Raw genomic sequence first — 13,797 nt, 5'->3', positions numbered from 1 at the left:
ACCGTATAATTCATCTTCAGGAATATGAACATTTAGAAAGAAACTGCGTCTACACCGACCGACGCAGTTTTTATTTTTTTGTAGAGATAAACAGAGAAATTTCAGTTTGATTTGGATAGTAAATGACCCATTCGGCTGGCTTTGGTATCCAGATAATAAGCGTTTTTAGGATTACGCCCTACAACCAGTGGTACACGCTCGACGATATTAATGCCTGCTTCTATCATGATCTCAACTTTTTTAGGGTTGTTTGTTAGAAGACGGATTGCATGAATACCCAGCAACTTATACATATCTGAGCATAGGGTGAAATCTCGCTCATCAGCAGCAAAGCCTAGTTGATGGTTGGCTTCTACGGTATCAACGCCCTTATCCTGTAATGCATAGGCGCGAATCTTATTCAGCAGACCAATATTTCGGCCTTCTTGCCGATGATACAGCAGAACACCTCTACCTTCCTTGCTAATTTGTGAAAGAGCAGTTTCCAACTGAAAACCACAGTCACATCTCAGACTGAATAAAGCATCCCCAGTAAGACATTCTGAATGGATTCGTGATAGAACAGGTTCATCGCCGGAAATATCACCGAAAACAAGAGCAACATGGTCACGGCCCGTTTTAATTTCTTCAAATCCAATCATCAGAAATTCGCCCCAAGGCGTGGGCAGTTTCGCTTCAGCTACTCGTTTTAGCTGTATTTTAGTATTCATATGTTGATTTAGCTCGTTATAAATATTGCGATACTTAGAACAATACCCGTTTAGAAATCAGCTAAAACTACGCAAAAAATTTTTTCTGATTACAGCGCATATAATGCTTACAGATTATAACAGAAATAATTCACCTGTCCGTATATAAAAGCACCAAGTGAACGGATGAAGAGAATGTTAACATGCTAAACTATAAACAAATTTTTGCAGATAGACACTGGTACACAGGATGTCGCTATTTGGGTCAAAATGGGTGTATTTGTCAGCAGATAAATAGAATAATGTCACAAAAAGGAGCAAATCAACATTTGTTGCAATAAATTACTTCCTTTGCGTGGACGAGAAATGCTAATTTAACGAGCCGCTATGTCTGTTATTTGGCATAATCAATTAGCAACAATCGATAACAGGAAAGAATGTGAAATATTTTCTAATTTTATTACTGGCACTGGTTGTTTTTGTTATCTCAGTGACTCTGGGAGCAAATAATGATCAGGTAGTGACATTTAATTATCTGATTGCCAAAGGTGATTACTCGATATCCACACTGCTGTCCGTATTGTTTGCTATCGGTTTTGTGCTTGGCTGGGGGATTTGTGGGGGTTTTTACCTGCGTGTCTGTGTGTCATTGCGACGTGCGAAACGTAAAATTAAGCGTCTGGAAGCCCAATTGGAACAGCCGGCTGAATCATCCGTAAAAACCGCATCGCCTGTAGTATTGACCAAGGAATAATTTTCCATGTTAGAGCTGTTGTTTCTGTTGCTTCCTATTGCCGCTGCTTATGGCTGGTATATGGGGCGCAGAAGTGCTCAACAAGATAAACAGCAATCTGCTGACCGTCTCTCACGTGAATATGTTGATGGTGTTAATTTTTTACTTTCTAATCAACAAGATAAGGCGGTCGATTTATTTCTTGATATGCTAAAAGAAGATAGTTCAGCATTTGAGGCACATTTAACGCTGGGAAATCTATTCCGTTCCCGTGGTGAAGTTGAAAGAGCTATCCGCATTCACCAGTCACTTATGGAAAGTGCATCTCTGACATTTGAACAGCGTTTGTTAGCTATCCAACAGCTTGGGCGTGACTATATGGCTGCTGGTGTGTATGACCGAGCAGAAAACATGTTCATTCAATTAGTTGATGAAGCCGATTTCCGTGAGAATGCTTTTAATTCCTTATTAACCATCTATCAGTCAACCAGTGACTGGAACAAAGCCATCGATGTTTCTGAGAAGCTAGTCAAACTAGGTAAACACCACTTTCGGGAAGAGATCGCCCATTTTTACTGCGAGTTAGCGCTACAATGCATGGGCAGTGATGATTTCACTGAAGCACTAGGGCATCTCAACAAGGCGGCTCAGGCAGATAAAAACTGTGCCCGTGTGTCAATTATGTTCGGCCGCATTTATATAGCGCAGAAGGAATATGCCAAAGCGACGGAGCTGCTGAAACGTATTCTCGAACAGGATAAACAACTGGTCAGTGAATCTTTGCCAATGCTGGAAGAATGTTACCAGAACTTGTCTCAACCGGAAGAATGGGAGGCTTTTGTTCAATGTTGCGTGGAAGAAAAATGTGGCGCCATTGCAGAGCTTTACCTGGCTGATATTATCGAGAAAAAAGAAGGGCGTGATATCGCTCAAAATTATATTAACCGCCAGTTGGAACGCCATCCAACTATGCGGCTGTTTTATCGCCTGATGGACTACCATTTGGCAGACGCAGAAGAGGGGCGTGCCAAAGAGAGCTTGCTCCTTCTGCGCAATATGGTGGGTGAACAGATCCGTACTAAACCCGACTATCGGTGCCATAAATGTGGTTTCACTTCCCGCTCACTTTATTGGCATTGCCCATCATGTCGTTCATGGGACACTATCAAACCAATCCGGGGTCTGGATGGTCAGTGACAGTGTCACTATTATGAGCGGCTATATCTGCGTGTTTTCATTAATACATGTTTCATTACGGACATGTTTACTTTTCATTAGTAAATTAAAGGCTGAAAAATGACATCCCACACAGCTCAAACTTTAGGTAAGCAGATTGATTCACCTGTTATTGTCGCATTGGATTATGACAATCAGGACGCGGCGTTAGCATTTGTTGACAAGATTGATCCGCAGTCCTGCCGTCTTAAAGTGGGTAAAGAGATGTTTACGCTGAATGGCCCGCAATTTATTCAGGTATTGCATCAGCGTGGCTTCGAGGTGTTTTTGGATCTCAAATTTCACGATATTCCTAATACAACGGCAAGAGCGGTAGCAGTAGCGGCTGAATTGGGTGTTTGGATGGTGAATGTTCATGCCAGTGGTGGTGCGAGAATGATGACCGCCGCTAAAGAGGCTTTGTTGCCATATGGTAAAGACGCGCCTTTGTTGATCGCAGTGACAGTTTTAACCAGTATGGAACAATCCGATCTGCTGGGCGTTGGTATTGATGTGACACCAGCACAGCACGCAGAGCGTTTGGCGACATTGACAAAACAATGTGGTTTGGATGGTGTGGTATGTTCTGCTCATGAAGCACAGCAATTGAAAGCAGTCTGCGGACAGGAATTCCAACTGGTTACGCCAGGCATTCGCCCTGAAGGCGTAGAGGCTGGAGATCAGCGCCGCATCATGACACCGCCTCAAGCCATTCAGGCTGGCGTGGATTATATGGTGATCGGGCGTCCGATTACCCGAGCAGAAAATCCAGCATTGGCATTACAGCAGATTAATCACTCTATTGGGATCGTTCATGGATAATAATTCTCGCTTGGTTTATTCGACGGATATCGGTCGCGTCCAAGAGGAAAAAGTCGAGCCTTCTCGCCCTAAAGGCGATGGTATCGTGCGCATCCAACGCCAGACCAGTGGGCGTAAAGGCAAGGGTGTTTGTATAATCACTGGCATTGATGCTGATGACCAAACGCTTGCCAAGCTGGCCGCAGAATTGAAGAAAAAATGTGGCTGTGGTGGCTCAGTTAAAGAAGGTGAAATCGAAATTCAGGGCGATAAGCGTGATTTGCTGAAGCAGCTGCTGGAAGCTAAGGGCATGACAGTTAAACTGGCTGGTGGTTGATTCGTTTCTGTCTTTTAACAGGCTATGCATAACTGGATTGTATAGCCTGTTAAGTAATATGTAGTAAATGAACGTTTTGTGTTTTTTATCTTTCTTGCGTCATAATACGTGCAGCCGCAGCAAGAACATCATTATGCGCTTTGGCGTCTTTATCACTGGGTTGGGTAAAATAGGTCACCAGAATCAAGGGAGCTTTGTCTTTATCAGGCCAAATCACCGCAATATCATTTGTAGAACCATAGTCGCAGCGACCCGTTTTATCTCCCACAATCCAATTATCTGGCACCCCGGCACGAATGCTGATACCGCCTGTTGTGTTTCCTTTCAACCACTCAACCAAGTATGTGCGTTGTGTTGCAGCAAGTGTATTACCCAATGCTAATTTATACAGGCTGTCAGCCATGGCCTGTGGGGTTGTCGTGTCGCGCTCATCACCTGGCGTAACCATATTTAACTCAGGCTCTTTGCGATCAAGGCGGAATGCGCTGTCACCGATAGATCGGGCGAATCGTGTCACATCATGCGTACCGCCTAATTGATCAAGTAGCAGATTCATCGCTGTATTGTCGCTGTATTGGATGGTTGCGGCACTTAGCTCTGCTAGTGTCATACCATCTTTGAGGTGTTTTTCTGTAATGGGGCTGTATTCGACAATGTCAGATTGCTGGTAGTGGATGCGCTGATTTAACAAACCCTCATCGGTTTCGCTTTTTTTCAGAAGAGCGGACACCGCCATCATTTTGCTGGTGCTGCATAATGGAAAGCGTTCGTGTGCACGATAGGTAATTGTTGAATGGTCTGCAGTGTCTATTAATACAACGCCAAGACGGCCATTGGCATTTTTTTCCAGAGCCGAAAGCTGATTGGTAATTTGATTTTGTTGAGTAGTAGCATGGATTGGAAACGTTATCAGGGCACCAAGTAGAGGGAAAATCGTTGCTGATATTCGTGTGAGTCTTAATGAGGAAAATGGCATATCAGGTATTTCCTTAAGGTAATGGAAATAATGTTAACGGGAAGCTGGATTGAGCAAATTATCTCGTGCTGATTGTAAAACTGCCGCTTGTTATTGGCGGCAGTTTATTTACTGTTTTCTTTAAACTATTTGTAATATCAGGCAACAGGGCGTGCCACAATATTACGGGTTTCCATTCTGACTTCTTCAATGCGTACATTAATAATGTCATTCAAACGATGAACGGCTTCACCCTTAATAAGAACGGAACCGGTCTCTTGACTGCACTGAAGCTCATCACGCACGGCGTGCAGGAATGGCCCTGGAACGAAAGCGATAGCACCATTGTCAACCAGACGAATGCGCAGGCCACCACGGGTAATATCCACAATTTCAGCAGAGAAAGTTTTATCTGTGCCAGCATGAGGATGTAGGAAACGGGCATAGAGCCAGTCGCCTACGTCACGTTCTGCCATGCGGTTTGCGCGACGACGATCTGTCAGTTGCAGGCAGACCTCTTCGGATGGCTTTTCTTCTTCGGTTTGCTGAATGATAGCTTTCAACAAACGGTGGTTAATAATATCGCTGTATTTACGGATAGGAGATGTCCAAGTCGCATAGGCATCAAAACCCAGTCCAAAGTGTGGGCCTGGTTCGGGTTTGATTTCTGCAAACGTTTGGAAGCGACGGATACGGCTATCGAGGAATTGAGTCGGTTGTTGATCCAATTCACGGCGTAACTGGCAGAAACCATCCAGTTCTAGCAGTGCATTTGCTTCAGTTTCAATACCATTTTCCTTTAAAACGTCCACAACTTGATCAATTTGTGTTGGTTCGAAACCAGTATGAACGTTATAAACGCCAAAACCTAATTTGTCACGCAGGATCTTGGCTGCGCATAGGTTCGCAGTAATCATCGCTTCTTCAACAATGCGGTTGGCAGAACGACGTTGATCAATAACGATATCAACAACATTGCCACCTTTATCAAGGACAAAGCGATAATCTGGACGCTCTTTGAAAACCAGGGCATATTGATGACGCCATTGATTGCGGCGTTCGCACATCTCTTGTAAGAGAGTGATTTGGGTAGTGACTGCTTCTGATTCTGGTTTCCAGCCGGCTTGGTGTTCCAGCCAGTCAGAAACATCGTCGTAAGCCAGTTTAAATTTCGATTCTACCCATGCAGCGAAAAATTGCATGTCGTCGCCCAATTGCCCATCTTCCAGAATGGAAACCTGGCAAACTAGTGCAGGACGGCGAGCGTTTGGCCGCAGCGAACATAAATCATCAGAGAGTTCGCGAGGCAGCATAGGAATATTGAAGCCTGGCAGATAGTTAGTGAAGCTGCGCTGATAGGCAATTTTGTCTAATTCACTGTCAGCTTTGATATAGGCAGTTGGATCGGCAATGGCGATGGACAATTTCAGGCTGCCATCATCATTCTTGACGATATGCAGCGCATCGTCCATGTCCTCGGTTGTTGCACTGTCGATGGTGACAAAATCGAGAGCGGTCAGATCGATACGCTCCAGCGAACCATCATCCAACTGACAATCGGGCATTGTTGGAGCTTCACGTTGCAGACTATGGCGTGTCAGAGTTACCCACCAAGGTGCGTAGTGATCATCACCTTTGGTAATGTAACCGGTAATTTCAGCCTGAAATCCCCGATCACCTTTCAGTGGATGACGGCGCATTTCAGCTACTGCCCAATCGCCATTTTCAAAATTATGGGTGACTTGATTAGCAGGACGGCAAAGGATTGTATCTTTTAATAATGGATGATCCGGAATAATCCACAGTCGGTTGTCGTTCTCTTTCTTTTGGACTCTTCCTACAAAACGGGTCAGAAATGGCTCAATCAAGGCTTCTGGTTCAGCGATTTCTTTCTCTTTATCGGTGTGAATAGCGGCGGTAATACGATCGCCATGCATCACTTTCTTCATCTGTGGTGGTGGAATGAAATAACTTTTCTGGCCATCGACTTCCAAAAATCCAAAGCCTTTTTCAGTTCCTTTAACTAAACCTTCTACGCGTAGGGTCTGAGCGTGGAGTTGCTGTTTTAGCTGTGCAAGCAGCGGATTGTCTTGAAACATAATAATCTGGGGAATATGGAGTTATTATCGATAATTTTGGATAACAGTTTTACGCGAATCAGGGGTATGGAGCAAGTAACATCTTATCAAAACACGCAAAACTGACTAAAAAGGTCAATAATGATACAGCTTATATCTGCTGAAAGCGGGTCCCTTCAGGCGATTGGTCAATGTCATCAAATTTTGTTGTGGGCCGATCCTTCCTACAACTCATGGCCAAGTGTGCGATAGACGGTTGGCTGGGGGATGGAGAATGGTTCGGCCAGATTGTTGATCGAGGGCTTTCCTAAATAATATATGAACTTATAGATAACTTATTAATATCGCTATTCTATTTAGGTATTTTTATCACTCAGTTTTATCAGCATACTCACATAGGTCTTCAATAATACAAGATCCACAGCGAGGTTTACGGGCAATGCAGGTATAGCGGCCGTGTAGAATCAACCAATGATGGCAATCAAGCTTGAATTCAGCCGGTACAACTTTCAGTAACTTTTTCTCGACTTCATCAACGTTTTTCCCTGGAGCAAATTGGGTACGATTGCAGACACGAAAGATATGCGTATCGACGGCGATAGTCGGCCAGCCAAAAGCCGTATTTAAAACGACATTAGCAGTCTTGCGGCCAACTCCCGGCAGTGCTTCCAGAGCCGCGCGATCTTCCGGTACTTCGCCCTGGTGCTTTTCTAACAAAATGCGGCAGGTTTTAATCACGTTCTCGGCTTTGGTGTTATATAACCCGATGGTTTTTATATACTCTTTCAGACTGTCAACACCCAGATCGAGGATCGTCTGTGGAGTATTGGCAACCGGATACAACTTTGTGGTCGCTTTATTGACGCTGACGTCAGTCGCCTGTGCTGACAGTAATACAGATATCAGCAACTCAAAAGGAGAATTGAAAGCCAACTCGGTAGTTGGCTGTGGGTTGTTATTCTGTAGGCGGGTTAAAATTGCGATCCGTTTTTGTTGATTCATACCTGATTACGTCCTCAGCTTTTCGTGATATGGCTGCCACAGCCTTTTTCTACGTTGTCATAGCGACGTGCTTGATTATCAGCCCGATTTTTGATGCGTTCATCAATGATGTATTTTCCTGCCAGCATCAAGCCTAATCCGATAAATGCACCCGGTGGCAGGATGGCTAACAGGAATGGAGAATCCATATGCATAATTTCAATGCGTAATGATTTTGCCCAACTTCCCAATAACAGATCTGCGCCATCGAAAATGGTGCCATTTCCTAAGATTTCTCGTATGGCTCCCAGTACGAATAGGGAAAAGGTTGCGCCGAGCCCCATTGCAAGGCCATCAATTGTGGAATTGTAGATCGAGTTTTTTGATGCGTAAGCTTCAGCACGGCCAATGACGATGCAGTTAGTCACGATCAAAGGGATAAATATCCCCAATGATTCATATAATCCGAAGGCGAATGCATTGATTAACATCTGGACGGCACTGACGACAGAGGCAATGATCATCACATAAATAGGAATGCGGATTTCATGGGGAACCCAGCGACGTAAAGCAGACACAGCAATGTTGGTACTTAATAGAACCAACGTTGTCGCCAACCCCAGCCCCAGAGCATTGGTGGCAGTAGAAGAGACAGCCAGCAGAGGACAAAGCCCCAATAGCTGGACTAATGCGGAGTTGTTTTTCCATAACCCCTGAGAAAATAGTTTCTTGGTTTCACTCATTATTCAACTCCACAAGTTGGTAGTGAAGAAAGTTGTGCGGGAATGGTTTTCAAATAGAGGGTTGTCCATTTAGCTGCATTTATGACGGCACGTGGCGTGATGGTTGCTCCTGTAAATTGGTCAAATTCCCCGCCGTCTTTTTTAACAGCCCAATGAGGATCGTTGTCTGAAACGACTTTTTTGTCAGAAAGAGAATAGATCCAATTGGAAATACGTGTGTCGATTTTATCGCCTAAGCCCGGTGTTTCATGATGTTCAGTTACACGAACGCCGAATACATTGCCTGAAAAATCAGCACCTACCAATAATTGAATTGCACCTGAATAGCCATCTGGTGCGGTACTTTCTATCGCAGCCGCAACGGGAGAGCCATTTTTACGGGCGAGATAAAGTCGATGGGGTTGTTTGTTGCCCAATGCATCAGCCGTCACCACATAGCATTCATCTTGCATATTATTGTTATACAGTGTGGGAGGGACAACTTGATCGAGCAGTATCTTGTGTTGTAGTGCAGCTTGCTCGGCAATCCGATCTTTTGTCAAAGAATAGACGATGGCAGTCAGCCCTGTAGTGCAGGCCGCAAAAATTGCGAGGGTAATCCCGTGGCGTCGCATGGTTTTTAACATGGAATCCCCTTATTTATGGCCGTAGGCACGAGGTTGAGTGTAATGGTCGATCAGTGGCACGCAGATATTTGCCAATAAGACGGCAAATGCTATGGCATCTGGATAACCACCATATACACGGATAATCCAAATCAACATACCGATAATAGCACCGTAAATTAGCCGGCCTTTCGATGTGGTTGATGCACTAACCGGATCGGTTGCGATAAAAAATGCACCCAACATAGTTGCACCGGAAAAAATCTGGAGTAAAGGGGGTGAATAGCGGGTTGGGTCGATGAGCCAACTAAGCAAAGCACAGGTGCACAGCGCTAAAATAAATGCGGTTGGGATCTGCCAGCTAATAACTTTTCTGTTCAGCATAATCAGCCCCCCAATCAGGTAAGCGACATTGACCCACTGCCAGCCAATACCGACCAAAGTACCTTGTAACATTGGTTGCTGTAATACCTCATCAATATTGTGGGTCAATCTGCCGGTTTTAAAGCTGTCCAGAGGTGTGGCTTGACTGAGCCCATCGATACCTTGTTGTAGATGAAGCAAAGTAGAACCATCAGGCGTATGCCCTGTAACGATCACCATCAGGCAATCCCAAGGAGTTAACGTGAGTGCCTGGAAGGACACTGGTGGTAGCCAGCTTGTCATCTGTACTGGAAATGAGATAAGCAAAACGACATAACCCACCATGGCAGGGTTAAATGGGTTTTGCCCAAGCCCACCATACAGGTGTTTGGCGATGATAATCGCAAAGAATGTGCCAAGTACGATCAGCCACCACGGTGCTAAAGGGGGCAGGCTGATTCCTAACAGCAATCCTGTCACTAGCGCTGAGTTGTCTTTGAGGAATGGAGCTATCACCTGTTTTTTCATGGCAATGGCTACAGACTCAGCGAGTAAGGCGGTAATAACTGCCAGCAATATCTGGAATAGGGTTCCATAGCCAAATAGATAGGTTTGTACCGCTATACCGGGTATGGCGGCTAAAACTACCCACAGCATGATCTGGCTGGTACTTTTTTGATTGTGTGTAAAAGGCGAACTGGCGACTTTTAGCTGGTTATTGTCAGTTTTTACTGGCCTGAATTTCATCGATAAATGTCACTATTCTGTTGGAGTTTTTTGTTTTTCAAGCGCTGCTTTTTTGGCTTTCATGCGGGCGATAGCCGCAGCGACAGCAGCTTTGCGAGGATCAGCCTCTTCCGGTACAGCGGTAACTTCTTTTTGCTGTGGTATTGGTTCGGACTGATTTTGTGTGGCTTTTTTGGCTTTCACACGGGCGATAGCCGCAGCGACGGCAGCTTTACGTGGATCAGCCTCTTCCGATACAGCAGTAACCTCTTCTTGCTGTGGCGTAGGTTTGGACTGATTTTGCGCGGCTTTTTTAGCTTTAGCACGGGCGATGGCCGCAGCGACAGCAGCTTTGCGAGGATCAGCTTCTTCCGGTACAGCGGTAACCTCTTCTTGCTGTGGCGTAGGTTTGGACTGATTTTGCGTGGCTTTTTTAGCTTTAGCGCGAGCGATGGCCGCAGCAACGGCTGCCTTACGTGGATCTTGTTTGTCATCCGCGTTATTTTGTGAATCTTCTTGTGACGTTGTCACCTTTTCACTTTGAGTCGCCTTTTTCGCTTTTGCTCTGGCTATTGCGGCTGCAAGTGCAGCTTTGCGAGGATCATCGCTTTCAGTTGGTGTGGCGGGTTCTGTATTTACGGTTATTGCTGCTGGTTTCTCTTCCTGACGAGTACGCAATTGCTCTTTTCTGGCTTTACGTGCTGCAATGGCTGCTTCATTATCAGGTAATTGCCCAGCTTGAACATTGATAGCTTCACCAGCATTTTTCTGTTTTTCTTTCACTCGGCTAAGGGCCGCCTGTATAGCGCTTTGATCTTTGCTATCCACTTGAACAGCCGATTTCTTATGGCGTTCCTCGCGAGCCAGTTTTTCTTGTTCCATACGCGTTTGTTTGGCTTCAAAGCGGATTTTGGCTTCGGCCGAACGGCGTGTTTCTGCATCTATGGCGCGTATTTCTGCTTTTTCCTGACGGTAGTATTGAACCAAAGGAATATTGCTTGGACATACGTAAGCGCAGGCACCACATTCAATACAGTCGAACAGATGATGATTTTTGGCTTTTTTATGCTCCTGTCCGCGACTGAACCAATAAAGCTGCTGAGGTAATAGCCCAGCCGGGCAAGCTTCAACACATAAGCCACAGCGGATACAGGCCTCTTCAACCGTTTTCGGTTCCATTTCCTGAATGGAAGGGGCAAGAATGCAGTTACTGATTTTGACGACAGGTACGTTTAGATCTGGCAGGGTAAAGCCCATTAATGGCCCTCCCATAATAACCATTTGTTCTGGCTTGGCTTTGAATCCTGCTTGTTGCAGTAGAAATTGAATGGGAGTACCCAGACGTGCCCAGAAATTTCCGGGTGCAGTAACGGCTTCTCCAGTCAGAGTCACGATACGTTCGATTAACGGCTCTCCATCGATAATAGCTCGTTTGATGGCCATGACTGTGCCGACATTCTGCATGAGAACACCAATATCGGAGGAACGCCCACCAGATGGTACTTCTTTGCCTGTCAGGATCTTGGTAAGTTGCTTTGCACCACCCGACGGGTATTTTGTGGGGATAACACGTACAACGATGGAGTCGTCACCATTAAGAGCGGTATTCAGCGCATCAATCGCTTCAGGCTTATTATCTTCAATGCCAATCAACACTCGCTCTGGATTGAGTAAGTGCATCAAAATGCGTATACCTTCAATAACTTCGTTGGCATGTTCCTGCATCAGACGATCATCTGCCGTGATGTACGGTTCACACTCTGCTGCATTGATGATCAACGTTTTTAGATCGTGCCGACTACCTTGTAGCTTTGACGCGGTAGGGAAGCCTGCGCCACCCAGACCGGCAATACCTGCCTGTTGAATGCGTTGCAATAAAATGCGGGTATTGAGGGAAGTGTAATCCGAGGTTTGAATACGTTCACACCATTTATCCTCACCATCTGAATACAGGCGGACACATAATTCTTTCAGTCCGGAAGGATGAGCAGTGACACAGGGTTCAATTGCCGTGATAGTCCCTGACGTAGATGCATGGACTGGTACGGTACGGCCTGTACCAACCGTCAAAGGTTGGCCTTTCAGTACCTTGTCACCAACTTTAACCAGTAATTCACCTTCTGGGCCTAAATGTTGTTGCAGAGGAATAATTAATTCATCCGGCAGTGGCGCATGGCGTAATGGGGTACGGCTGGATTGCAGTTTCATTTCTGGTGGATGGATACCACCCTCAAAATCCCAGATTTTATTTTTGTTAAGCAAGTTGAACAGATTAAACATTAGCTTTAACCTCAACAGGCTTAGTAGGAGAAACAAAGATTGGATTAATCGGAATATTTCTGACCGGAATGGAATTCAAATCCCATTTCCAGTTTGATGTAGTAGTAGCGACAGGGATCATTGTGATGCAATCTGTTGGACAAGGTGCGACACACAGATCACAGCCTGTACAGAGATCTTCAACTACAGTGTGTATTGCACGGTTTGCGCCAATAATGGCATCGACCGGACATGCCTGAATGCATTTGGTGCAGCCTATGCAGTTCTCCTCATCAATGAAAGCCACCTTTCTTGCCGGATTCTGTACACTGTCATCGCCATCCAGCGGCTGAGGGTCAACACCTAGCAGTTCTGACATCTTGAGCATTACCTGCTCTCCGCCTGGAGCACATTTGTTTATCATTTCTCCATTATTGGCAATCGCTTCTGCATACGGTCGACAGCCCGGGTAGCTACATTGCCCACATTGACTCTGAGGCAACAGGTTATCGATTTTCTCAACAATAGGATCTTCTTCTACTTTAAAACGACGGGCAGCAAAACCTAGAATTAAGCCAAAGGCTAACCCCAGCAGGCTCAACACACCGATAGCAATCCATAATGACATCATTAGAATTTCACCAAACCACTAAAGCCCATGAATGCAAGGGACATCAACCCTGCAGTAATAAGCCCTATCGATGAACCACGAAAAGGGGCAGGAATGTTGGCAACTGCCAGACGTTCACGAATAGCGGCGAACAGTACCATCACAAGGGAAAAACCGACTGCGGCGCTGAAACCATATATAGCTGATTGCAGAAAGTTATGTGATTGATTGACGTTCAGTAACGCGACACCGAGAACTGCGCAGTTAGTTGTGATCAATGGCAGAAAAATCCCCAGTAACCGATAGAGCGTCGGGCTGGTTTTTCGGACGACCAACTCGGTGAATTGGACGACAACGGCAATAACAAGGATAAAACTCAGTGTGCGTAAATAAACTAAATCCAATGGTACAAGAATAAAAGTGTTTATCAGCCATGAACTGATGGAGGCGAAGGTCAGAACAAATGTTGTTGCCAGCCCCATGCCAATGGCTGTTTCGAGTTTTTTGGAAACGCCCATAAAAGGACATAAGCCCAAAAATTTTACTAAAACAAAATTATTAACTAACACTGTGCCAATAAATAAAAGAAGGTATTCAGTCATTGCTATACCTGAAAATAATATATTTGAAAGTAAAGTACTGTTTATAGTCAATGAAAATGACAGAGATTGCCCCACCTTGCGATGAAACAAGCGGGGCAAT

General features: G+C 45.1%; 14 protein-coding genes. 4 read left to right on the top strand and 10 right to left on the bottom strand.

The genetic code is table 11. From position 1 onward, the window contains the following. Positions 1-101: 101 nt before the first annotated feature. Positions 102-710 (bottom strand): GTP cyclohydrolase II, encoded by a 609-nt coding sequence (ribA, locus tag PSI22_RS00875; protein WP_273577880.1) that lies wholly within the window; start codon positions 708-710, stop codon positions 102-104. Positions 711-1,128: 418 nt separating this feature from the next. On the opposite strand from ribA, the gene PSI22_RS00870 reads away from it, so the two are divergent. The 4 genes from PSI22_RS00870 (at position 1,129) to yciH (ending at position 3,775) form a co-directional block, all read left to right on the top strand. Further along, on the top strand, positions 1,129-1,443 hold the full coding sequence (locus tag PSI22_RS00870; protein ID WP_273577879.1) for a LapA family protein: 315 nt from the start codon (positions 1,129-1,131) through the stop codon (positions 1,441-1,443). A 6-nt stretch (positions 1,444-1,449) separates the two neighbouring features. Beyond that, positions 1,450-2,619 (top strand): lipopolysaccharide assembly protein LapB, encoded by a 1,170-nt coding sequence (gene lapB / locus PSI22_RS00865; protein ID WP_273577878.1) that lies wholly within the window; start codon positions 1,450-1,452, stop codon positions 2,617-2,619. Positions 2,620-2,718: 99 nt separating this feature from the next. Beyond that, entirely contained in the window at positions 2,719-3,459 is a 741-nt protein-coding gene (gene pyrF / locus PSI22_RS00860; protein WP_273577877.1) for an orotidine-5'-phosphate decarboxylase, read from the top strand. After that, positions 3,452-3,775 carry a stress response translation initiation inhibitor YciH gene (yciH, locus tag PSI22_RS00855; RefSeq protein WP_273577876.1) on the top strand — a complete coding sequence of 108 codons (324 nt, stop codon included), beginning with the start codon at positions 3,452-3,454 and terminating at the stop codon, positions 3,773-3,775. Before pyrF ends, yciH begins: the two co-directional genes overlap by 8 nt. An 85-nt stretch (positions 3,776-3,860) precedes the next feature. Here the strand turns inward: yciH and bla are convergent, their stop codons facing one another. The 9 genes from bla to rsxA all read right to left on the bottom strand — a co-directional run bounded on the left by bla (position 3,861) and on the right by rsxA (position 13,697). Beyond that, positions 3,861-4,751: a class A beta-lactamase gene (gene bla, locus PSI22_RS00850; protein WP_273577875.1), complete on the bottom strand. Its 891-nt coding sequence runs from the start codon at positions 4,749-4,751 to the stop codon at positions 3,861-3,863. Positions 4,752-4,888: 137 nt separating this feature from the next. Continuing rightward, the gene (locus PSI22_RS00845) at positions 4,889-6,829 is read right to left on the bottom strand and encodes an exoribonuclease II (protein WP_273577874.1); all 1,941 of its coding nucleotides are present in this window, start codon (positions 6,827-6,829) and stop codon (positions 4,889-4,891) included. A gap of 348 nt (positions 6,830-7,177) precedes the next feature. Further along, a complete protein-coding gene (nth, locus tag PSI22_RS00840) occupies positions 7,178-7,810 on the bottom strand; it encodes an endonuclease III (protein WP_273577873.1) in 633 nt (210 codons plus the stop codon). Between the two features lie 14 nt (positions 7,811-7,824). Further along, complete coding sequence (locus PSI22_RS00835) at positions 7,825-8,532, bottom strand: electron transport complex subunit E (RefSeq protein WP_273577872.1); 708 nt, start codon at positions 8,530-8,532, stop codon at positions 7,825-7,827. Beyond that, a complete protein-coding gene (gene rsxG, locus PSI22_RS00830) occupies positions 8,532-9,158 on the bottom strand; it encodes an electron transport complex subunit RsxG (RefSeq protein ID WP_273577871.1) in 627 nt (208 codons plus the stop codon). Before rsxG ends, PSI22_RS00835 begins: the two co-directional genes overlap by 1 nt. Positions 9,159-9,167: 9 nt before the next feature. Then, entirely contained in the window at positions 9,168-10,247 is a 1,080-nt protein-coding gene (rsxD, locus tag PSI22_RS00825; RefSeq protein WP_273577870.1) for an electron transport complex subunit RsxD, read from the bottom strand. A 12-nt stretch (positions 10,248-10,259) separates the two neighbouring features. After that, a complete protein-coding gene (rsxC, locus tag PSI22_RS00820) occupies positions 10,260-12,506 on the bottom strand; it encodes an electron transport complex subunit RsxC (RefSeq protein ID WP_273577869.1) in 2,247 nt (748 codons plus the stop codon). Further along, the gene (gene rsxB / locus PSI22_RS00815) at positions 12,499-13,116 is read right to left on the bottom strand and encodes an electron transport complex subunit RsxB (RefSeq protein WP_038192111.1); all 618 of its coding nucleotides are present in this window, start codon (positions 13,114-13,116) and stop codon (positions 12,499-12,501) included. The genes rsxC and rsxB overlap by 8 nt, the downstream gene beginning before the upstream one ends. Beyond that, a complete protein-coding gene (gene rsxA, locus PSI22_RS00810; RefSeq protein WP_273577868.1) occupies positions 13,116-13,697 on the bottom strand; it encodes an electron transport complex subunit RsxA in 582 nt (193 codons plus the stop codon). The genes rsxB and rsxA overlap by 1 nt, the downstream gene beginning before the upstream one ends. Positions 13,698-13,797 lie beyond the last annotated feature (100 nt).

This window comes from Xenorhabdus aichiensis (assembly GCF_028598775.1).
In the GTDB taxonomy this organism is placed as follows: Bacteria; Pseudomonadota; Gammaproteobacteria; order Enterobacterales; family Enterobacteriaceae; genus Xenorhabdus; species Xenorhabdus bovienii.
The sequence above is the reverse complement of the archived record's forward strand: the minus strand, read 5'-3'. Positions and strand labels throughout refer to the sequence as shown.